The organism is Sphingobium terrigena (assembly GCF_003591655.1).
In the GTDB taxonomy this organism is placed as follows: domain Bacteria; phylum Pseudomonadota; class Alphaproteobacteria; order Sphingomonadales; family Sphingomonadaceae; genus Sphingobium; species Sphingobium terrigena.
In genome coordinates, this window is sequence record NZ_QVRA01000009.1 from 93,520 (window position 1) to 115,104 (window position 21,585).

The following is a 21,585-nucleotide window of genomic DNA, read 5'->3' on the forward strand; positions in this document are numbered from 1 at the left end:
ACAGCGGATCGATTGGTTCGGAGGCGAAATAATTGCGGTGGCAGGCAAGAGGCGCGTGACAAAGGCTGTCAGCAATCAGCTAACATCATTTGTCATGTCAGGACGTTAGCGTCAAAGCTGCCGAAGCGCGCTCGCCGGACGAACCGACAGCAGCGGGATCGACCCGGCCAGACCAATGCCCAGCGTCAGCAGCGCGCCACCGCCAAGCGTCGCCAGCACGACCAGCCAATCGGGCGACCAGCTAAACTCGAAAATCTGGACGATCACGAACCAGGCTGCACCGGACCCCAGCCCCAGCGCGACCAGCGCCAGCATGGTGGCGAGCAGGCCATATTCGAGCGCCTGCCCGCCCAGCAACTGCGCGCGGGTTGCACCCAGCGTTTTCAGGATCACGCTGTCATAGCTGCGCGCCTGTCGCGAGGCAGCGATCGCGCCGACCAGTACGGCAATGCCCGCCAGGATCGCGACCGAAGCCGCCGCAACGATCGCTGCGGACATTTGCGTCATGATCGCACCGACCTGCGCGATCACCTCGCCTACCGCGATCACCGACACGCCGGGGAAGGCGGCGAGCAGGTCGCGGGTAACCGCGCTGTCGTGTCGTGTGTCCATGGTGATGGTCGCAGCCAGACTGTGCGGCGCGGCGGAAACGATGCCGGGGGAAAAGACGAGGATATAGTTGAAGCCCATCGTCTCCCAGTTAATCTTGCGCAGGGAGGCGATGCGCGCGGTGATTTCGCGGCCCAGCAGGCTGACGGTCAATGTGTCGCCCACCCCAATCCCCAATATCTTGGCCGCTTCCGCATCGAAGGAGACGAGCGGCGGCCCGGCATAATCGGCCGGCCACCATTGCCCCGCGACCAGCTCGCTGCCCTGCGGCAGGGTCGCGCTATAGGTGACGCCGCGCTCGCCGCGCAGGAACCAGGCGCCTTCGGGTGGTTCTTTCAAATCCGCCACACGCTGCTGACCATAGGCGACGATCGTGCCGCGCAGGGCGGGAACGATATTGAACTGCGCGTCGGAGGCCTGCTTGCGCACAATGGCGCGGAAACGGCCCGCTTCCTCCGAAGGGATATCCAGCACGAACTGGGCCGGCGCGGTCTTGGGCACGACATTACGGATTTCACTGTCGAGGCTGGTCTGGATGCCCGCCAGCGTCACGAACAGGGTGAGTGCCAGACCCAATGCAACGATCAGCGCGGCGGTCTGCGCGCCGGGGCGGTGAAGATTGGCCAGCGCCAGCCGCAGCAAGGGCCGTCGCGGACGCGGCGCGCGCAAGGCGATCTGGCGCACGCCCCAGCCAATGCCGAGCAGGAGCAGCAGAACCGCCGCGGTCGCGCCGAGCACAGCGGCGGAGAAAAGCGGCTCGCGCGCCGTGCCGAGCGCCAACGCCACGAGCAAGGCGCCAGCCCCAGCCATGGCGAGGACGCTGCGCCGGTCGATGCCATGGCGCGGATCGACCACGCCGCGAAAGATGAGCGCGGCGGGCTGGGTCCGGGCGCGGGCGAGCGGCGGCAGGGTGAAGAGGAAGGCGATCAATAGGCCATAAGCGGCGCTGGTGACGAGCGGCAAAGGATGGAGCCGGAAGCCGGGGCTGACCGGCAGTACATCGCCCGCCAGCGCGACAATGGCAGACGGCAGGAGCGCGCCCACCGCCAGACCGCAGGCGATGCCGAGCAGCGCGATACAACCGATCTGGAGCAGATAGATGCGCGCGATGTCGCTGGACGTAGCGCCCAGCACCTTGAATGTGGCGATGCCGGGGCGCTTCAATGCGAGATAGGAGGCGACGCCGTTGCTGACGCCGATGCCCGCGATCACCAGTGCGGCGAGACCGATCAGCGAGAGAAATTGCCCCATGCGGACGATGAAGCGGCTGGCCCCCGGAGCCGCGCGATCGCGGTCTTTGAACTCCCAACCGGCCGACGGATATTGCTTTTCCAGATCCTCGCGCACCGCCTGTGCGTCGGTTCCGGCGGGCAGGCGCAGGCGATATTTGCTGTCATAGAGACTGCCCGGCTGGATCAGGCCAGTGCGCCGCAATCCGTCGAGCGAGACGATCGCCACCGGGCCGAGGGTGAAGCCCTCGCCCAGCCGATCGGGTTCGTCGGATATGATCGCGGCAATGGTGAAGGTCGCGGTGCCATAGACCAGCCGGTCGCCGGGCCTGACGTTCAGCCGGTCGGCCAATGCAGGGCCAATCAGGATACGGTCGGGCGCTAATGGCGCGCGATAGCGCCCACCTTGCAGCGCCAGCGTGCCATAGAGCGGATAGGCATTATCCACGCCCTTGAGTTCGGTCAGCACGGCGGGCGCATCGGGCCGTTCACCCCGCGCCATCGCGCGCAGGCGGATTGTTTCGCTTAATGTGCCAAGGCGACGGAAGGCAGCTTTGTCGGCCTCCCCCGCTTCGCGCTGGGTCATGGCGATTTCGACGTCACCGCCGAGCAGTCCCTGCCCTCGTTCGCTCAGTTCCTGCGTGATCGCGGACGTGAGGCTGCCGATCGCGGCCAGCGTGGCGACGCCCAGGAACAGGCAAAGGAACAGCAGCCGCAATCCCCGGAACCGGCCGAGAAGATCGCGCCGGGCGATGCGCCAGCTTGTCGCCCAATCGAGCACGCTCACGCCGCGCGGTCCGATACGATCCGTCCGTCGCGCATTTCGACGATCCGGCCGCACCGGTCGGCCAGTGCCGGATCATGGGTGATGATGACGAGCGTTGCGCCCGCCGCGCGCTGCCGGTCGAACAGCAGATCCATGATGGTGACGCCGGTGGTCGCGTCGAGATTGCCGGTCGGTTCGTCGGCGAACAGGATGGTCGGGCGCGGCGCGACGGCGCGGGCGATGGCAACGCGCTGCTGCTCGCCACCCGACAATTGGGCGGGATAATGGTCGATTCGGTGGCCAAGGCCGACGGCGCGCAATTCTTCGGCTGCGCGGGCGAAGGCCTCCGCTTCCCCCGCCAGTTCCAGCGGCACCGCGACATTCTCCAGCGCAGTCATGGTCGGGAGCAGGTGGAAACTTTGCAGCACGATGCCGATGCGACCACGCCGGGCGCGGGCCAATGCATCCTCGTCCAGCGCACCGAAATCGACCCCGCCAATATGCACGTCCCCGCCGCTCGCCCGCTCCAGCCCACACAGCACCGCCATCAGCGAGCTTTTGCCCGAACCCGAAGCGCCCAATATGGCGATACTTTCGCCGCGCAACAGGGTGAGATCGACGCCCTTCAAAATCTCGACGGGCGCATCGCTTGTGCCAAGCGAAAGGGTGACATTGTGCGCGCGGATCGCGATAGTGGCCGGATCGATGGGCATGTGCATGAAGAAGGAGCGCTCCTTGGCGGGCAGATTTTTGCAATATGGGGCGCTGGCGCTGTTTGTCCAACTGGCTTGCGCCTGTTCGGACAAGGCACCGCCCCCGCCACCGGTCGCCAACAGCGCCCAAGGCACGTCAGCTTCCACGCCAGCCGCTGCGCCGGTGGCCGATGGTAAGCTGGTCGTGGCATTCGGCGACAGCCTTTACGCCGGCTATAATCTGGATCAGGGCAAGGGGCTGGCCCCGGTGCTGGAGCAGGCTTTGGCCGCGAAGGGCATGAAGGCGCAGGTCGTCAATGCCGGGGTGTCGGGCGATACCAGCGCGGCCGGGCTGGCGCGCCTCGCCTTCACGCTGGACGGGCTGGCGCGCAAGCCTGACCTGATGCTGGTGGGGCTGGGCGGCAACGACATGCTGCGCGGCCTGAGCCCGGAGGTGACGCGGGACAATCTCGACGCGATTCTGGCAGAGTTGAAGAAACGCGGCATCCCCGTGCTGCTGACCGGCATGTTGGCGTCGCCCAATATGGGGCCGGACTATGCCGCCGCCTTCAACCCGATCTTCCCGGCGCTGGCGAAGAAATATGACGCGACACTCTATCCCTTCATGCTGGACGGGGTGATCGGTGACCGGGCGCTGCAACTGCCCGACGGCATTCATCCCAATGACAAGGGGGTCACGGTGATCGTGGGCAAGCTGGCACCCGTTGTGATGGAGGAATTGCGTGGCTGATGTGATCCGTGTCGGATTGGTGGGCTATGGCCCCGCTGGCCGTATCTTCCATGCGCCATTGTTGCGTGCCGTTCCGGCGATGGTGCTGACGAGCATCAGCACCAGCAAGGCCGATGAAGTGGCCGCGCTCGACCCAGCCATCCGTTGTGCCGGGTCAGCAGCGGAGATTTTCGCCGATCCCGCCATCGACCTAGTGGTGATCGCGACGCCCAGCGCCACCCATGCACCGCTGGCCGCGCAGGCGCTGCGGGCGGGCAAGCATGTCGTCGTGGACAAGCCCTTCGCGTTGACGCTGGCCGAAGCGCAGGATCTGGCGGCGCTCGCGGCCCAATGTGGCAGGCAGCTGGCGGTGTTCCACAACCGGCGGTTCGACAGCGATTTTCGCAGCGTCCGCGCGGCGATCGAGGAGGGGCTGGTCGGGCGCGTTACCCACTTCGAATCGCATTTCGATCGCTTCCGGCCAGAGATACGCGATCGCTGGCGCGAGGATGGGTCGCCAGGATCGGGGGCGTGGCTCGATCTGGGGCCGCATCTGGTGGATCAGGTGCTGGCGCTGTTCGGACGCCCTGATGCAGTAAGCGCCGATTTTGCCGCACTGCGCGACGGCGCGGTATCGGACGACTGGGTGCATGTCGTGCTGCGTTATGCGCAGATGCGGGTGGTGTTGCACGCCAGCATGACCGTCGCGGGTGCCGAGGCCGGGGGCAGCCCACGCTTCATCGTCCATGGCACCAGCGGCACGTTGATCAAGCGGTTGCTCGATCCGCAGGAGACGCAACTGGTCGCAGGCCTGCGACCGGGCGATAGCGGCTGGGGCGTCGATTCCGATCCGCTGGAAATCTATGATGGGCAGGGCGGGATGGTGACGCGCCCGGCGCTGTCGGGGTGCCAGGAACGCTTTTACGCGCAGGTCGCCGCCGCGATCCGGTCCGGCGGACCGCTACCCACGCCGGTGGAGGATGCGCTTGCGGTGCAGGCGGTGATCGAAACCGCGCAACGTTCCGCCAGCGAAGGGCGCTGCCTGCCGCTCCCCTGATATCATCGCCCCCGCGCCAAACCGGCGCGAAGCTGGCCAGGGGCGCGGCATCGGGTTACGGATCAAGGCGGGATCAAGGAAAGGATGAGCGTGGCGACAGCCGACGATGACGCACCGCTGCACCGACGGCATCTGGCCGCCAAGGCGACCGAGCAGTTGCGCGACATCATATTGGCGCAGCCGCCCCAGACCCAGATCGGGGCGCTGCCCGACATCGCCAAATTGCTGGGCGTGGGCATCGCCACGGTGCAGCAGGTTGCCCGCGTGCTGGAGCATGAAGGCTTGCTGGAAGTGCGCCGGGGTCCGGGCGGGGGCTATTTCGGAACGAGGCCCGATGTCGCGGCGCTCGAACGGTCGGTCGCGGCCTATTTGCGGGTGCGCGGGTCGGACGCCTATGAAGCGCTGGAGATGATGACGCTGCTCGATTGCGAGCTGATGCCCGCCGCCGCCACATGCGATGACGCTGCGCTGCATCGGGCGCTGGCGACGCTGGCGAAACGGGTGGACCAATGCGCGGATGGCAGCGCGCGGCTGTTGTTCGAGGATGACCTGCACGACATATTGTTCCGCATGGTCGATCGGCCACTGATCGAGCTGCTCGCCCGCGTCAGTATGCGCTATTATCGCAGCGCGCCGATCGCACCGATTTTCGACGGCGCAGACGGGTTTGCAGCATGGCGGCAATGGCGCAGCGGCATCATCGACGCCATCGTCCGCCGCGATCCCGAACTCGCCCGGTTTGAGGCGGAACGCCACCGGCGCAGCCTGTTGCAACGGCTGTGCCAGGCGATCGCGGCGGGCTGATTCACGCCATCAGCGCTGATACCGGCTTGTTGGTTTCCATGCTGTCGGTCCCCCATGTATCGACCGGCACACCCATCAGTTGCTGCAACGTCAGGCCCACGCGGCTGACCGGTGTGCCTTCGCCTGCAATGTGCAGACCGGTTTTCACCCGTCCGCCTGCCGACCCGGCGGTCATCATCGGGATATTGTCGATCGTATGGAATTTGGCGAACTCGGTTTCGCTATGGGCAAAAACCAACGTGTTATCGAGCAGGGTCCGGTCCCCTTCCTGCACCGCGTCCAGCGCCTTGATGAAATAGGTCCAGGCTTCCATACATTTGTTGACGTAGAAGGTGACCTCCGGCTGATAGCCCAGGCGATTGTCCATCACCTCCTCATGGGTCAGCTGATGATGGGTGATGGTGCTGCCGATACGGGTCAGCGACGATGCGCCATTGTTGAAATTCATGTTGAACACGCGGACATTGTCGCACGCCAGCGCCATGACCAGCAGGTCGGTCATCACCTGATGATTGGCCATGACATTTTCGATTTCCGCATTGACCGGCCGGTCGGCGACGGATTGCGGCACGAGGCAGCTTTGCATCGGTTCGGGCTTGGTCAGCTGCACGTCTAGCTGCTTTTCCAGCTGGCGCACCGACGTGAAATATTGGTCGAGTTTCTGCCGATCCGCCGCGCCCAGTCGCGCGTTGAGCGCCTGCCGCTGGTCCGCGACGCCCGACAAGACGCTGCGCCGCGCAAGCAGCGCTGGATCGGGCGTGAAGGTCGCGCTGTTGGGATCGCGGAAATCCGGGCCGAAGATACGGGTGTAGAGCGCGCCGGGGGAGACTTCAGCCGGGTTGAGATTGCCATTGCCGCGCCCCGACAGCGAATTGCGCGGGTCGCCCGTCGCCGACAGTTCGAGCGAGCGGAAGCGGGTGCGGGTGCCGATGACGTCGCCGATCGCCACGTCGAAGGAGGGCGCGGGCAGTCCGCGGTCGGACACGATCGCGATGCCGGTGCGGATGCCGATGCCGCCGCTGATATGCGGCAGGTTAGGCTTGCCATCCAGCGGCAGACTGAAATCGCCCAATATGTTGACCTTATGCTTCAAGGGCGCAATCGCGGCCAGCTCTTCCTTCAGATCATAATCCGCGCCGATCTTGCTGGGATACCAGCGCGGCGGATTGACCCCCAGACCCCAGAACCAGGTGCCAAAGCGCACCGGCACCGGCGCGCCGGTCGCGGCGATCGCTGCGCCATTACCGTCCAGAAAAGCGTCGAGCAGCGGCAGGCCGACCGCGACTGCCATGCCATTGACCATGCCGCGCAACGCGGTGCGGCGGTTCAGGGTGAAGCTCATGGATGGACTCCTGTGCGGGTGGTCATGGCGATTTGGGGTGCAACGAGCGGCGTAGCGGCGATGCGATAGGCCTGCGGCATGGTGGCGACGCGCAGGAAGAGCGACGCGATGCGATAGCCATCCTTGGCAAAATCCTGCTCGATCCCGCCCGCCAGTGCGCCATCATCCTCCGGCACGCGGCCAGTGGCATATTGGAAGGCGCGGCCTGCGACACATTCGGTGGTGGATTTGCTGGCGGCGAGTGCCTTGCCCAGGCCGACATTGCCCTGAAACGCGACCCCTTCGAACAGGCCCGCCGTGTCGATCGGCGCGCCATTTTCCTGGCGACGGAAGGCACCAATGCCATCAAATTTTTCAAGCGGCAGGCCGAGCGGATCAGTGATCTTATGACAGGCTGCGCACACCGGGTCGCTATTATGGGCGTTGAGGCGCATCCTGGCGGTCGGCATGGCGGTGCTGGTCACGTCCTGCACCGCGGTGAAATTGACGTTGCCGGGCGGGTTGGGGACGGGTTGGCACAGCAGCAATTCACGGATCGCCCGGCCACGCAGGGTCGGCGAGCTGCGCCCCGAATGGGCGTAGAGCGCGAGGAACCCCGCCTGTCCCAACAGGCCGGCACGGTCATCACCCGGCGCAAATTCATACGGCACCCAGCCCTGCGTCGATGTGACCTTCGCCTGATAGAGCGGCCCCAGCGCGCGGTTGATGAAGGTGCGGCGCGTGGTGAACAGATCGCGATAATCGCCCTTTTGCGTCACCAGCTGATCGACGATCATCCGCAGCATCTGTTCCGACAAAGCCGATGCGACATCGGGGTTGAAACGGGGATAGACGATCTGGTCCTTGGCCATTTCGTCGAACTTCTCGAACAACAGCATGTCGGCGAAGAAGGCGCGCACGCCATCCTCCAGCCGGGGGGAGCGAACCATGCGCTGTGCTATGGCGGCCAGTTGCACCGGATCGGTCAGCTGGCCCTGCTCCGCCGCCTTCAGCAGCGCGTCATTGGGCGTCGTGTTCCACAGCAGGAAGCTCAGCCGCGACGCACGCGCCAGATTGTCGAGCCGCAGGCCACCGGGACTTTCGGGGTCGGGTTCCGCGCTTTCCACGACATAGAGGAAATGCGGCGACACCAGCATCGCGGCCAGCGCCAGTTCCATCCCCTTGTGGAAAGAACCGCTCGATTCCGTCGCCTTGCCTGCCATCATGACATAGGCCGCGACTTCCTCCTGCGTCATCGGACGGCGGAAGAGATAGCGGCCCATAGGCACCAATATGCGCGCGGCGCAATCGGGATCGGGGACCGCCGCGTCGCGTGGCGCGCAATCCATGAACTGGGCGCGATGGTCGGCATCGAAGATTTGCGCGGCGATCGCGCGGGCCATGGCATCGAATTGCTCAAGGCCCGCTGGCGAGATGGTGGAGGATGTAGCACCAGTCGCGATCAGTTCATGCACCGGGCGCACGATCGGCTCGAACCGGCCCGCGACGCGAATGTCGGAGCCGAATATGTCGGCGATGCTGTTGCGATATTGCGCTTCGGTCAGGCGGCGCATCGCGACGATCTGGCCCAGCGGCTCCTTGAGCGGGGCGAAGGACGGCTCTGCCGATGCACTTTGCGGAGCCTTCTCCGCCGAGCAGGCGGTCAGACCCAGCGCGACGATAAGGGAGAGCGCGCGGATCATTGTTGCGCCACCTTGGTCGCGGGCGGCGTATCATTGATGAAGGCGGGAATGGCCACCGCCTCCATCGCGCTGGAGATACGACGGCACTGGCCGGTCGCCGGATCGCGATCGCCATCGGCCAGCTTCTTGAGCGCCGCATACATGGCGGCGCAGTCATAGCCCGCCGTCGTCGCCGCCCCTTCCCCGCCAATCGAGGCGCTGGCCATGATATCCCAGATTGGCTGATAACCACCGACCAGTCCTTTAAGCGACCCGTCCGGCTGGAAGGTCAGGCGCAGGCGCGCCCTGGTCATGTCATATTCGGTGCGCTTGCCGCGAATGTCGCGTTCCGACCCCTGCCCCCAGGTCTGGCGCAGGCGGATATGGGTCGGATCGGTCATCAACACGCCGCCGACGATGCGGCCTTTCAGCACATTGCGATGCTGCGCGTTGGCAACGACGGTGTAGCTGGCGTCAGGCATGAAATTCTGTTTGGAATCGACGACAGCGCGATCCTCGCTATTGGCGTAGATGACGGTCACGTCGGGATCGTCCTGCAGACTGTCCACGCCGGTCAGCAGCAACACCTGCGTATGTTCGCCGCTGATCAGAAACTGGGTCAGTCCGCGCAGAATGTCACCGCCAGTGCCATCGACGCCGCGCCATGTCCGCACGCACCCCATGGCACGCCACATCTGATTGTCGATGCCGGTCTGCCCGGCGGGGCTGGTGAAGGGTTCATGGCTACAACTGTCCGTCGCAGCGCCATCATCCAGGTCCAACCCCTGCGCAATCTTGCCTTGCACTATGCGCTGGGGTGGACGGTCGAACAGGGCAGGATGGGTGCAGATGTTGGTGCCGTTCGGACCAAAGGCATAGCCGGTCCAGCGCTTGGTCAGCTCCGGTTCGTTCGCCTTGTCGAGCAGGCGCATCCTTTCTGCGGGTGACTGGGTCTGAAGATAATTGTCGCGCAGCGTAGCCGCCAGACCGTCCGGACAATCCCGTTCGCCCTGATAGATGGCGGGCGCGAAATGGGTAAAAACAAAGCCTAGCTCGCCATTGGCGGGCGGCGCGGGCAAGGCCTGTGCCTGCGCGATCGGGGCGAGGAAGCTTGCCGCGCATAGGGCTGCGATCCTGTAAACGATCATGATGCTCTCCTTCATCACGGGGTCAATGCCACACCATCGGCGGGCACGGGCTGGCGCGGGGCGGCGCGATAGACGGGCTTGCCGCGATAGACCCATTGCCCGGATTCGGCGGTCTGGCGGACACTCCATTGCCCCACGCTCCGCCGCGCCATGCCGGTGGAATGCGGACGCCAGCCGCAGGGATCGGCGCAGTCGGCGGATTTCGGGCTGAACAGCCAGTTGCCTTGCGCATCGGCCAGCATATAGGCACCATCGGCCAGCCGCGCAGTGACGTCAGGCGGCGCGACCAGCCTAGGCGGCGGCGGCAGATATTTGAGGCCATTCCACAAATAGCCATCCGCGCCGTCATGCTCGGTCGATCCAGGGCTTGCGTCCTTGCGCGTGAACACCAGATGGACCTTCTTATAGACCCATTGCGGCCCGGCCGGTCCTTCCATCACGGTCCAGTCGGGATTGGAGGAGGCCGGCTTTATCGTCGCCACTTCCTGACGCGACCCACCAAAGGCGCGCGGGACAGGGGAGATCGGTGCGCCGCGCGGGGCCAGCAATGGCTCCCATTGGGTCAGGCAATCACCGCTGCAATAAAGCGCGGGCTGTCCGGTTCTGCCGGTCGCGGCACGCATGTCCATGCCATAAAGGGTCAAGCCGCGCCGGTCGGTATAGACGCGCGCCTTGACCGAAATGCCACGCGGAAAATGATCGGCCGCCGCGACCGGAATGTCGAGGTCAGCCGCCTGCGCCCACAGCGGCGCGGGGAAGAAAGCCAGCAGGATGAGCGCGCGGCGCATCAGCGCTTGTCCTCGACCCGGAAGCTGCGGTGGCAGGTCGCGCAACTGCCGCCCAGCGCCTTGGCCGCGACCCGCATTTTTGCGACGTCGCCGCTGCCTGCGACCCCGGCAAAAGCATTGGCCTGCGCGACGAAGCCGTCCTGCGCCTTTTTGAAGGCGGGAGCCTGACTCCAGATTTCCGCCTTGGCCGCTGTCTTGACGCCGGGGCGCGGGCCGCTGCCCGCCGGGAACCAGCCCATATGCTGGCGCGCATAATCACGGATCTGGCGCGCGGAAATCTGTACCACATAAAGCTGCGGACTGCCCGATTTCAGTTCGTCATTGATATTCTTGAACGCCGCGCCGACTTCGCGGAAGCCCGCGATCCGGGTGGCGACAATATCGCCGGGCGCAGCGATCAGCGGCGATGTGAGCAGGGCCGCAAATCCGGCTGCGATCAGCAATGTCCGCATGGCATATCCTTTCATGGGTTCAGAGCGCTGGTTCGGCAAAGAGCCACCAGGCGAGTGCCGCCGACAGCGACAGCGCGATGACGAGCGCCAATGGTCCGGCGCGGCGCACGGGGATGGGGGCTGGGGCGGCAGCGCTGCCGGTGACCATCGGGCCAACCAGATTGCGCCGCCGCACCGCAAGGTAGAACAGCACCGCCAGCACATGCAGGGCGATCAGCACTTGCAATAGGGTGAAGCACAGGCCGTGGATCGCCGAGGCCAGCCGCCCCTGATCGAAATCGACAAGATGGGAAAGCGGCCCGGACTCAATGCCGTCAATATCGACCGCGAACAGGCCGCTGACGACCTGCGTCCCCAAAACCGCCAGCATGGCGACCACGCTCCAGCCGCCCAGCGGATTATGGCCGACGCTGGCAGGTGCCTGCTTGTCGGTCAGATAAATGCGGATCGCGCGCGAACCTCTAAGGAAATGGCTGAAGCGCGCCGTGTCGGAGCCGACCACGCCCCAGATCAGGCGGAAGGCGATGAGGAACAGCACCGCCTGCCCCGACAGGCGATGCCAGTCCATGTGGTAATTTTCCGCACTCCACCAGGAAAAGCCGATCAGCACGACCAGCGCCCAGTGAAACAGGCGGACGGGCAAGTCCCAGACGAACTGGCGGGGCGCGCGCGTCATCGCGATCAGCCCTTCTTCGCCCAGCTGTCACACACGCCATTGGCGGGGACAATGCCGCCGCTCAGCAATGCGCATGGGCCGCAATCCACGCCCTTGCCGGTGAAGAAAGCGCAGGTCGCGCAATGTTTGGCAGGATCAGGCGCGGGGGATTTGAAGCCGAGCGACTTGCGCATACTCTTCTGCGCAGCGGACAGGGTGGCAGGATCGCCGCAGGGCATAGCCTGCGCGCGCCCGGTCAATGCCAGCGGCACAATGGCGATCATCCCCATCACGCTCCGGCGTGTCAGCATCCCTTCGCCAACCGGCATAATCCTGTCTCCTGCATCGGGCCGGTCGAGCGGCCTCTATCTGCAAGGCTTTAGCAGATGGAGTGCCGACTAATTTGTCTGCATTGACACAGTAGGACGAAAGGCGGGCGTCACTGTCCCTGCGATGGCTGTCACGCCACAATTGAATCGCCACCGCAAAAGACCGACAAGAGGCACAAGAGAGGAAAGCCGCCATGTCGGACATCGCTGCCCCCGCCCGCCCCCGGCTGCTGATCGTCGATGATGATCCGGCGCTCCGCACGCTGATTCGCGATTTCCTGATCGGCCAGGGCTATGATGTGGATGAGGCGGAGGATGGCCCGGCAATGCGCGCGGCGCTGGCGCGGCAGGCAGCCGATATCGTCATCCTCGATATAATGATGCCGGGCGAGGACGGGCTGTCGCTGGCACGAACGCTATCGGATACCGCCGATGTCGGGATCATCATGGTGTCGGCGCTGGGGACGGAGACGGACCGGATCACAGGGCTGGAGGGCGGTGCCGATGACTATCTGCCCAAGCCCGTATCACCGCGCGAACTGCTCGCCCGCATCCGCGCGCTGGAACGGCGGCGGCGACCGGTAGCGGGTGGAAACGCCGACGCGACCGCCCATTACCAGTTTGACGGCTGGCGGCTGGACCCGGTGCGCCGGATATTGCGCGACCCGGGCGGGATCATCATCGGCCTGTCGGAAGGCGAATTTGGCCTGCTTTTGACGTTCATCGAAAAGCCGCAGCAGATATTGAACCGCGACCAGTTGCTGGAACTGGCACGCGGCGAGGATAGCGATGCCTTCGACCGCGCGATCGACACACAGGTCAGCCGTTTACGGCGGAAACTGGGCACCCGCACCCATGGCGAAATCATCCGCACGGTGCGGAGCGAAGGCTATATCTTCCTGCCGATGGTCACGCGCACATGATGATGCGCCTGCGCCAATGGGCCAACTCGATCCACGCCCATATGCTGGCAATGGCTTTTGGCGTGATCGCCATATTGACGCTGTTCAGCCTGTCGGTCCTGTTCCTGATCCACCCATCCGAAAAAACGCCCGTATCCATTTATGAAATTTCCCGCCTGATGCGCGGCCAGCCGATTTTGCGCGACGCGCCGGTGCTGCACATTCGCACACAGGCAAGCGCTCCCCGCGCGATGACCGACCCCAGCGAAAGACTGCTAGCCAGGATGTTGGCGGACAGGTTGCGGCTCCCGCCCGCTCATGTCCTGCTATATCTAAACGACGGCGATCAGAAACGATATGAGCAGTTCAGCCGCGAAATCGCACTCTACGGACGCGATGGACAGGTCGATCCGTTCATCGTCGGCACCTTCACCGCCGCAGCCCAGCAGCCATCAGGTCAATGGCGCATCGTGACGCGGGAAGCGCGCGCGCCCGGCACGATCTGGAACCTGACCGGGCAGGATACGCTGTTGTTCGGGCTGCTCTTCATCATCCCGCTCAGCATGTGGTTCAGCGCGCGGCTGACCCGCCCGATCCGCAGCTTCGCCGCCGCCGCCGAGCGGCTGGGGGCCGGCAATGAGGCTGCGCCGGTCCCGGTGGAGGGACCGACCGAAATCCGCATGGCTGCCCGGTCGATCAACGACATGCAGGCGCGCATCGCGCGCTTCGTGCAGGAACGCACATCGGTGGTCGGCGCGATTGCCCATGATCTGCGCACGCCCCTCTCCCGCCTTCACTTCCACCTTGCCGCAGCGCCAGACCCGATCCGCACCGCCGCGCAGGAGGAAATTCGTCAGATGGAGCAGCTGATCAGCACCACGCTGGACTTTGTCGACAATGAAAGCCGCCCGCGCCTCATGGAGCCGCTCGACCTTGGCCTGCTGGTCGAGGGGCTGGTCGATGATTTTGCCGATATGGGCCATGCCGTCACCATCGCCGACGTCGTCACCATCACCATCCATGGCGACATGATCCTGCTGCGGCGGCTGTTCACCAACCTGATCGATAATGCCGTCAAATATGGCGACGCCGCGCATATCATGGTGCGCATCGAAGGCATGATGGCTGTGGTCGAGGTGGCCGATACTGGTCCCGGCATGAGCCAGGACCATCTGTCCCGCGCGTTCGAACCGTTTTTCCGTGGCGAACCCTCCCGCAACCGACGCACCGGCGGGGTGGGCCTCGGCCTCTCCATCGTCCAGTCAGCGGCGCAAGCGCATGGTGGCCATGTCATACTGGCGAGCCAGGCCAAAGGCGGCCTGCGCGCCAGCGTCTATTTGCCGCTACCGGGTTAAGCGGGCTTTTTCGGCAACTCCACCTCACCCTTGGCGGTCGCCAGCGTCACGCCGACCTGGTTCATCAACCGGCATTCCACCTGCACAATGTGACGGCCTTCCTCATCGACAAATTTGTCGAGGATGGTGCCGGTCGTCACCGTGATGTCGCCTGTCAGCGCCGGGCCGCGATAGTTGCAGGCGGAATGGCGGACCATGCCCCACTCCCCCGCCCAGCCCGCAAAATAATCGGTGATCCACGCCCCCATCGACGCGCCATAGCCATAGCCGCGCGGCATCCCGATAAAGCGCGCCCAGCGCGGGAACAGATGCCCGCGTGACGGGCCGATATAGGCGCCATCAGTGAATTCGGGATTGATCGCCTCCATCACCGGGTCATTTTCATGCCCCGCCATTTCCTTGACGAAGCCCAGCGCTTCCATGTCGAGGTCGGTGCGCCGATGGGTGCCGCCCCATTGGGTGAACATATAGGCACGCCATTCGGTGGTGAAAGACACGATCGAATGGGGACCGATCACCCGCTGCGGCAAGGTTGCGCCGACCACCACATCATCCCACCAGCGCCGGTCATGGCCCAGATCGTGGAGCATCTGGATCCATTCCATCTTGCGCACTTCCAGTGTTTCCAGCTCATCGTCGGTCCAAATGGGATCGTCAAAGCCATCGGTCGGCGCATTATTCTTGCCCGCTGCCTGATCGTAGCGGATCGTCGTGGAACGCTGCTTGGCGATCAGGTCGCCGTCATGATTATAATAGAAATTGTCGCCGCGCTGAAAACAGGTAGGCCCGGCGAATTTGGTATCCTTGACCGTATAGTCGAACGGAATCCGCTCGTTCCAGATACGGTCGCCGCCTTTCATGCGCGGGCCCATAAAACCACCATTCGTCGCCACCGAACAGCAAATGGCTATTGGGGATGCTGCCGACGCAGGCGGGCGCGGAACCATGGGCGCAATCCATGGTGACGGCGAAACTTTGCGGCGCGACCAGCCCGCCCCAGCGGCTCTGCGCGGCATAGCCTGCATCATAATGGAGCCGGTTGGGATAGCGCATCCCCTGCACCCAGCGCCGAATATCGCTATTGGCGATCGGCTCCACCATGCGGGCGGGCTGGATCGGCTTGCCCAGATATTGGTCGATATCCGAACAATCGAGCGTCGGGCTGGTCATGTCTCTCTCCTGTCACGCATCTGTTGCCGCAGTTGGACTGGTCGGCGGAATTGCGATGCAGGCTAGCAGCGGCCCCAATGCAGCTGCTTGACGGATTTGGACAGTGCGGGCTTAGCCGCGTGCCGCCGCGCGGATCGCAGTGGGCGCAGCACCAAGCCATAAATGGCAACTGCGGGTCAGCACCGACTGTTCGGCAAAGCCCAGCTTCTCCGAAATGACCATGACGTCCAGATCGGTCTGGCGCAGATAATAGAGCAGCATGTCGCGGCGCACCTCATCCTTGATCGTCTGGAAGGCAGTGCCTTCGGCGCGCAACCGGCGATGCAAGGTGCGCGGGTGCAGGCCAAGCTGGACCGCGACCTGCGCATTGGAACAATCGCCAACGCCCAGGCCCTGCATGATCAGGCCGCGCACCTGTGCGTGCAACGGGGGATGATGATCGGGGAAATGCGCGCGGATATAGGCGGTCACGGCGCTCAACGCATCGGCGTCCGGCTCGACAATCGGGCAGGCCATGTCCCGATCGGCAAAGCTCAGGCCATCCTCGCTCTGGCCGAAATGCACCGGACAGCCAAAATGACGGCGATAGAGGGCAAGCGGCGAGAGCGGCTGATGTCGGAAATGGACCCGGCGCGCGCGGGCGCGGCTCCCCGTCAGGTCCATCGCGGTCAGATGCCCCAACAGCAATATCTGCTCCATCGCCTGCGCCCGGTCGGGCATGGCGTCGAGCAAGATGTCATGGCCGACAAACACATGACGGACCGATGGAAAACGCCGCAGCCAAAGCCGTGCTGCAAGGCTATGGGCATAGCTGTGGCTGCTGGCATAATCGAGCGCATCGCCCAGCGTCGGTGAGTTGCGCATCGCCTGCCCCAGCGGCCCGAATATCGCCCCGCCCCGCTGACGCAGGGCCAGACGCAGGCCGAAATCGGGGCGACCCAGCGCCACAGCGCTGCGTTCCAGCAGCAGGACAAGCTGGCGATACCCAAAGCCAGGGTCAGCCGGATCGAGCCCCGCTTGCTGGAACAGCAGCACAGGATCGCCGCCCAGATCACGCACCAGTTCAGGGTAGAAGCGCAGCAGGCGGGCATGGACGGCCTCGAATGGATCGCTGCTTGCGGTCATGATGATCCTCTCCGGCGGTGCCGCGGCGATGATGCGCTCCTGTCCAGATTCGTCAAGCCAATGGCCGCGCCGCCGCGCGATAATCGCGGGAACGAAGGAGAGGATCAACATGCCCGACGATGCGGCGACGTGGCGGTTTTTGCACGACCGGCAGCAGATCAGCGACTGTCTGGCGCGGCTGGCGCGGGGCGAGGACCGGCGCGACGCAGCCTTGATCAGCGCTAGCTTCTGGCCGGACGCCACAACCGACTATGGCATATTCGCGGGCGATTTTGCCGCCTATCTCGCCTGGGTGGTGCCGGGGTCGGATGCCATCGCGGTAACCCAGCATATATTGGGACAAAGCCATGTCGTCGTGGAGGGCAACGGCGCGCGGGTCGAAACCCAGGTCAGTGCCTACCACCGCATCGACGCGTGCAAAGGCGCTCGTGATGTGTGGCTGGGTGGGCGTTATCTGGACGTGATGGAACAGCGCGCAGACGAGTGGCGGATCATTCGCCGCATGATGGTCTATGACTGGTTCCGCGATGATGGCCCGTCGGTCGACTGGTCGCAGGGATTGATGGGCATGGCGTTCAGCGGCCCGGACTTTACCGGCCGCGCCCAGGGCGATGTCAGCACGGCCTTTTCGCGGGCCGCGAATAGAAATATAAGGAGTAGCACGGGATGGGACAGCTGACAGGCAAGGTGGCCGTCGTCACCGGCGCAAGCCGGGGGATCGGCAAGGGCATTGCGCTCGCGTTGGCGGAGCAGGGCGCGACCGTCTATGTGACGGGCCGCACTGTGAAAGACGGCGATCACGCTCTGCCCGGCACGGTCGGCGAGACCGCGAAGCAATGCGATGCACGAGGTGGCCGGGGCATCGCTGTCGCAGTCGATCATGGCGATGACGCCCAGGTCGCCGCACTGTTCGATCGCGTGGCGCAGGAACAGGGTCGGCTCGATATCCTAGTCAACAACGCCTTCGCCCTGCCGGAGGATCTGACCACCACCCTGCCCTTCTGGGAAAAGCCGCTGTCCAACTGGGAGATGGTGGATGTGGGGGTGCGGTCCAACTTCACCGCCGCCTGGCACGCAGCAAAGATCATGACGCCGCAGCGATCAGGGCTGATCGTCGCGATTTCGGGCTATGTCGGGGTCACCTATACTTATGGCACGGTGTTTGGCACAGCCAAGTCAGCCGTGGACCGGATGGCGCGGGACATGGCGATCGAACTGGAACCCCATGGTGTCGCATCGCTCTCGCTGTGGCAGGGGCTGACATTTACCGAGCGGGCCAACCGCAATCTGGCGGCCAATCCGGCGATGAAGAGCCGCACCGTCACGAACCCGCTGGTCGGCTGCTCACCCGAATTTCCGGGGCGCGTTATCGCTGCGCTGGCGGTCGATCCGGCGATCATGGCGCGGTCGGGCGGCACCTTCATCACCGCCGAGGTCGCGCAGGACTATGGTATCACCGATATAGACGGGAAGGTCATCCCGTCGCTGCGGGCCGAACGCGGATCGCCAATCTGGCACCCCATCAACGAGTCCAGCCATGGACGCTGATCGTATCGCCCGCCTCGACGCGCTGCTCGACCGGCAGGATATCGCCGATTGCATCACCCGCTTTGCGCGCGGCATGGACCGGTTCGACCGGGCGCTGTTCCTGTCGGCCTTCCACCCCGATGCCACCATCACCGCCGGGCCATTTGTGGGGGAAGCAGCGCCACTCTACGACTGGGCGACAGGCCTGCATGAGGGCGGTCAGGAGGCCACCCACCATAATCTCCTCAACCAGACGATCGACATCGACGGCGACAGCGCGCATGTCGAAACCTATTATCTATTCGTCGGTCGCAATCGCGACGCCAGCAACTGGATCGCGGGCGGGCGCTATCTCGACCGAATGGAGCGACGCAACGGCGCGTGGAAGATCGCGCTGCGCACCAATGTCATCGAATGGTCAGGGCTGGTCCCCACCCTCCCCCTGCCCTTTGCCGACTGGCCGGGGATCGACGCGAATGGCGTGTCGGCCCGCGACAGAAGCGATCCGTCCTATCAACGCCCCTTGGTCAATTATCGCCCTACCCATATACCCGCAATGGAGCATGATTAGGCCCGAAACACAGCGTGTTATCACGTCGCATCCGACGTGGTTTCAGAACCGCTCCAGCGTGTTTTCAGGTCCGATCGGACGTGGGATCGGTTTTGCCTACCCCTGCCCGACTCATGGAAATGGGCGGAGAAAAGCAGCGCGGACCAAGCCCTAACCCTGCTAATCCCAGAATAAATCTCTAAGCCGACAGCGAGGCCTGGCAGATCAAAACAGCTCAAGGTTCGCCATCCATCTCAATCAGAGCATTAGAGTTGAGGTTGATAGGCTATCAAGACACTCCAAACCCATCCGCTGCGACCCGACACCAAGGTTATGGTTTGGCGATATCGCAATGCAACAAGTCGGCATTATCGACGACTCTCACCGCTGGTTTGACTTTCGAGGGGAAATAGGCGCATTAAACGCCAACCAATTTACTGCCCATGATTCGGCAATGCGAGGCACCATGTCGTTTACGGTCAACACACTACGTAACGTCACCACAGCCTGCCAGCAAATGCGCGATCATATCAAGACGATCGTGTTCCGGCCGGACAATCACAAGACGCTCGACATCACTTTCGGCCCGACGGTCGCCGCCGAACTGATCGGCCGGACCCCCGAAGCGCTGGCCAAGGCGGAAGCTAAGGGCCGTCTGCCCCAGCCCAAGCAACTGCCCAATGGCCGCCGCTACTACACACTGGAGGATTTGACCCAGATTCGCACCGCGCTCGGCATACAAGTAGGCAAGCAGCCGGACGAAGATGCGGTCGTACTGGCCGTGCAGAATTTCAAGGGCGGGGTCGGCAAAAGCACGATCACCAAGCATCTGGCCGACTATCTCGCCCTCCATGGGTACAGCGTGCTGGTGATCGATTGCGACCCTCAGGCCTCCACCACCACCATGTTCGATATTCAGCCCGAAACGCTGATCGATGACGAACAGACGCTTGGCGCGTTCCTCTCGCCCCGCAGCACGTTCAGCGATTTCTCGCAAACGATCCGCGACACGCCCTGGCCGACCATCAAGATCGTGCCGTCGAGCCTTGGCCTGCAGGACGCCGAATGGGATCTGACCGCGACATTGCGCGAAGGCGGGCAGGCGGTGCGCGAAGGGTTGCAGGCGCTGCGCATCGGCATTGCCAGCGTGACCAAGGATTTCGACGTCATCCTGCTCGATCCGCCGCCAGCCATGGGCTTTCTCGGTCTCAACGTCATGGCCGCGGCAACCGGGCTGTTGATCCCGGTGCCAGCGCGCCAGCTCGATTATCTCTCGACCATCCATTTCATGGACACGATCGCGGACAATATCGAGATTCTCGAAGAAAATGGCACGCCGGTGGACTATGGCTTCATCCGCGTGGTCTGCTCCGCCTTCTCGCCCAGCAAGCCGGGTGAGAATGATATGTGGCGGATCATGCAGGCAACCTATGCCGGGCTGCTGCTGGGGCAGCCCATCCTGGCGTCCGAGGAAATCAAGAACGCCACCCAGGCGTTCCGCTCCATCTATGAATCCAAGCCGTCCGCCTCGCACCAGACCTATACGCGGTGCCGCGACAATCTCGACGCCGTCTTTGCCGAAGTCGAGCAGCAGATCCGCCAGCAATGGCCATCGACCAGCCTGACCGCTGACGCCAGCGTGGGTGTTGCCGCATGAGCCGCCGGTCCCTGATCAGCGAAGCGCTGGCGGCCTCGCTCAACGATCCCGCACCCGCACCCGTCGCGGTGAGCGACACCAACCCCGCGACCCCGCGCCCCAACTTCACCAACAAGCGGCTCGAAGCCTTTGGTGAGGCGGCGCGGATCGTCAAGCGCCCGACGATCCGGTTGAAGCCGTCGGAATGTTCGATCTGGTCGGGCAATGCGCGCGACTATTCGCTGCTGGACGAACATCGTCTGCGCAGCCTGATCGATTCCATCCTGGCCGAGGGGGGCAATCGCATCCCTGCTGTGGTGCGCCGGACGCCGCAGGGTGAACTGCCCTATGAGCTGGTCACCGGCACGCGACGGCACTGGGCGATCGCCTGGCTCAACGCCAATCATTATCCCGACATCGAACTGATCGCGATCATCGAGGATCTGGACGATGAAGCGGCCTTCCGTCTGGCCGACATCGAAAATCGCGAGCGGGAAGATATTTCCGATCTCGAACGCGGAGCGAACTATAAGGCAGCGGTCGATCGCTTCTATGGCGGCGTGCAGTTGCGGATGGCCGAACGGCTCAAAATCTCCAAGTCGCAACTGTCGCGCTATATTGCGCTCACCGAAATCCCGCCCCTGCTGGTCAGCGCCTTTCACTCGCCGATGGACCTTCAGGCCAAATATGCGGAAAAGCTCCTGCCGCTGCTGCGTGACCCAATCGCACGCGGCAAGCTGGAGGCCGCGGCCGACCAGATCGCGTCGGAACAGAGCTTTCGACGTTCTGGTGACGAACAGCCCATAGCCGGTTCGGAGGTGCTGGCGCGTCTACTCAAGGCGGTGACCGTGAAGGGCCGGGTGCAGAAGGCGACGATTGCTGGAGCCAGCGGCGCGACGGTCGGGCAGGTCGACAAGGACCAGCAGAAGCTTTTGACGCTGACGCTGATGCCATCCGACCTGTCTACCGACGATATATTGGAGGCGCTGCGCCCGGTGATCGAACAGGCGAAGATCATGCGCTCACGGCGACGCTAGGACCAAGGGATGGAAAGCTGA

Annotated in this window: 20 protein-coding genes and 1 pseudogene; 10 read left to right on the top strand and 11 right to left on the bottom strand. The window is 64.1% G+C overall.

Annotated elements, in window-relative coordinates; all coding sequences use genetic code 11:
• Positions 1 to 111: 111 nt before the first annotated feature.
• Positions 112 to 2,625: an ABC transporter permease gene (locus D0Z70_RS11825; RefSeq protein ID WP_119746626.1), complete on the bottom strand. Its 2,514-nt coding sequence runs from the start codon at positions 2,623 to 2,625 to the stop codon at positions 112 to 114.
• Entirely contained in the window at positions 2,622 to 3,323 is a 702-nt protein-coding gene (locus tag D0Z70_RS11830; RefSeq protein ID WP_119746628.1) for an ABC transporter ATP-binding protein, read from the bottom strand. The genes D0Z70_RS11825 and D0Z70_RS11830 overlap by 4 nt, the downstream gene beginning before the upstream one ends.
• On the opposite strand from D0Z70_RS11830, the gene D0Z70_RS11835 reads away from it, so the two are divergent.
• The 3 genes from D0Z70_RS11835 (at position 3,322) to D0Z70_RS11845 (ending at position 5,887) form a co-directional block, all read left to right on the top strand.
• The gene (locus D0Z70_RS11835; RefSeq protein WP_119746800.1) at positions 3,322 to 4,047 is read left to right on the top strand and encodes an arylesterase; all 726 of its coding nucleotides are present in this window, start codon (positions 3,322 to 3,324) and stop codon (positions 4,045 to 4,047) included. The genes D0Z70_RS11830 and D0Z70_RS11835 overlap by 2 nt on opposite strands.
• Positions 4,040 to 5,083 carry an oxidoreductase gene (locus D0Z70_RS11840; protein WP_119746630.1) on the top strand — a complete coding sequence of 348 codons (1,044 nt, stop codon included), beginning with the start codon at positions 4,040 to 4,042 and terminating at the stop codon, positions 5,081 to 5,083. Before D0Z70_RS11835 ends, D0Z70_RS11840 begins: the two co-directional genes overlap by 8 nt.
• Positions 5,084 to 5,167: 84 nt before the next feature.
• Positions 5,168 to 5,887: a FadR/GntR family transcriptional regulator gene (locus D0Z70_RS11845; RefSeq protein WP_119746632.1), complete on the top strand. Its 720-nt coding sequence runs from the start codon at positions 5,168 to 5,170 to the stop codon at positions 5,885 to 5,887.
• Between the two features lies 1 nt (position 5,888).
• On the opposite strand, the gene D0Z70_RS11850 is transcribed toward D0Z70_RS11845, so the two are convergent.
• The 7 genes from D0Z70_RS11850 to D0Z70_RS11880 are packed head-to-tail and all read right to left on the bottom strand — an operon-like array spanning position 5,889 to position 12,262.
• Positions 5,889 to 7,229 (bottom strand): DUF1552 domain-containing protein, encoded by a 1,341-nt coding sequence (locus tag D0Z70_RS11850; RefSeq protein WP_119746634.1) that lies wholly within the window; start codon positions 7,227 to 7,229, stop codon positions 5,889 to 5,891.
• Entirely contained in the window at positions 7,226 to 8,911 is a 1,686-nt protein-coding gene (locus D0Z70_RS11855) for a DUF1592 domain-containing protein (protein WP_119746636.1), read from the bottom strand. The genes D0Z70_RS11850 and D0Z70_RS11855 overlap by 4 nt, the downstream gene beginning before the upstream one ends.
• Entirely contained in the window at positions 8,908 to 10,038 is a 1,131-nt protein-coding gene (locus tag D0Z70_RS11860) for a hypothetical protein (protein ID WP_119746802.1), read from the bottom strand. The genes D0Z70_RS11855 and D0Z70_RS11860 overlap by 4 nt, the downstream gene beginning before the upstream one ends.
• 14 nt (positions 10,039 to 10,052) lie before the next feature.
• The gene (locus D0Z70_RS11865; protein ID WP_119746638.1) at positions 10,053 to 10,826 is read right to left on the bottom strand and encodes a hypothetical protein; all 774 of its coding nucleotides are present in this window, start codon (positions 10,824 to 10,826) and stop codon (positions 10,053 to 10,055) included.
• A complete protein-coding gene (locus D0Z70_RS11870) occupies positions 10,826 to 11,278 on the bottom strand; it encodes a c-type cytochrome (RefSeq protein ID WP_119746804.1) in 453 nt (150 codons plus the stop codon). Before D0Z70_RS11870 ends, D0Z70_RS11865 begins: the two co-directional genes overlap by 1 nt.
• Positions 11,279 to 11,297: 19 nt before the next feature.
• Complete coding sequence (locus D0Z70_RS11875; protein WP_119746640.1) at positions 11,298 to 11,954, bottom strand: cytochrome b/b6 domain-containing protein; 657 nt, start codon at positions 11,952 to 11,954, stop codon at positions 11,298 to 11,300.
• A 5-nt stretch (positions 11,955 to 11,959) separates the two neighbouring features.
• Positions 11,960 to 12,262: a high-potential iron-sulfur protein gene (locus tag D0Z70_RS11880; protein ID WP_119746642.1), complete on the bottom strand. Its 303-nt coding sequence runs from the start codon at positions 12,260 to 12,262 to the stop codon at positions 11,960 to 11,962.
• 194 nt (positions 12,263 to 12,456) lie between these two features.
• Between D0Z70_RS11880 and D0Z70_RS11885 the strand changes: the two genes are divergently transcribed.
• Together D0Z70_RS11885 and D0Z70_RS11890 are read left to right on the top strand one after the other, a co-directional pair.
• Positions 12,457 to 13,185 (top strand): response regulator, encoded by a 729-nt coding sequence (locus tag D0Z70_RS11885; protein ID WP_119746644.1) that lies wholly within the window; start codon positions 12,457 to 12,459, stop codon positions 13,183 to 13,185.
• Complete coding sequence (locus D0Z70_RS11890) at positions 13,182 to 14,519, top strand: sensor histidine kinase (protein ID WP_239018893.1); 1,338 nt, start codon at positions 13,182 to 13,184, stop codon at positions 14,517 to 14,519. Before D0Z70_RS11885 ends, D0Z70_RS11890 begins: the two co-directional genes overlap by 4 nt.
• On the opposite strand, the pseudogene D0Z70_RS11895 reads toward D0Z70_RS11890, so the two are convergent.
• Positions 14,516 to 15,689: pseudogene (locus D0Z70_RS11895) on the bottom strand (FAS1-like dehydratase domain-containing protein). The gene D0Z70_RS11890 and the pseudogene D0Z70_RS11895 overlap by 4 nt on opposite strands.
• A 111-nt stretch (positions 15,690 to 15,800) precedes the next feature.
• A complete protein-coding gene (locus D0Z70_RS11900) occupies positions 15,801 to 16,925 on the bottom strand; it encodes an AraC family transcriptional regulator (protein WP_239018894.1) in 1,125 nt (374 codons plus the stop codon).
• Between D0Z70_RS11900 and D0Z70_RS11905 the strand changes: the two genes are divergently transcribed.
• From D0Z70_RS11905 to D0Z70_RS11925, 5 genes are all read left to right on the top strand, one after another.
• Complete coding sequence (locus D0Z70_RS11905) at positions 16,924 to 17,493, top strand: nuclear transport factor 2 family protein (protein ID WP_119746646.1); 570 nt, start codon at positions 16,924 to 16,926, stop codon at positions 17,491 to 17,493. The two genes, D0Z70_RS11900 and D0Z70_RS11905, sit on opposite strands and share 2 nt — an antisense overlap.
• The gene (locus D0Z70_RS11910) at positions 17,481 to 18,362 is read left to right on the top strand and encodes an SDR family NAD(P)-dependent oxidoreductase (RefSeq protein ID WP_119746648.1); all 882 of its coding nucleotides are present in this window, start codon (positions 17,481 to 17,483) and stop codon (positions 18,360 to 18,362) included. Before D0Z70_RS11905 ends, D0Z70_RS11910 begins: the two co-directional genes overlap by 13 nt.
• Positions 18,352 to 18,912 carry a nuclear transport factor 2 family protein gene (locus D0Z70_RS11915; protein ID WP_119746650.1) on the top strand — a complete coding sequence of 187 codons (561 nt, stop codon included), beginning with the start codon at positions 18,352 to 18,354 and terminating at the stop codon, positions 18,910 to 18,912. The genes D0Z70_RS11910 and D0Z70_RS11915 overlap by 11 nt, the downstream gene beginning before the upstream one ends.
• 445 nt (positions 18,913 to 19,357) lie before the next feature.
• Positions 19,358 to 20,548 (top strand): AAA family ATPase, encoded by a 1,191-nt coding sequence (locus D0Z70_RS11920; protein ID WP_119746810.1) that lies wholly within the window; start codon positions 19,358 to 19,360, stop codon positions 20,546 to 20,548.
• Positions 20,545 to 21,564: a ParB/RepB/Spo0J family partition protein gene (locus tag D0Z70_RS11925; RefSeq protein WP_119746652.1), complete on the top strand. Its 1,020-nt coding sequence runs from the start codon at positions 20,545 to 20,547 to the stop codon at positions 21,562 to 21,564. Before D0Z70_RS11920 ends, D0Z70_RS11925 begins: the two co-directional genes overlap by 4 nt.
• Positions 21,565 to 21,585: the final 21 nt, after the last annotated feature.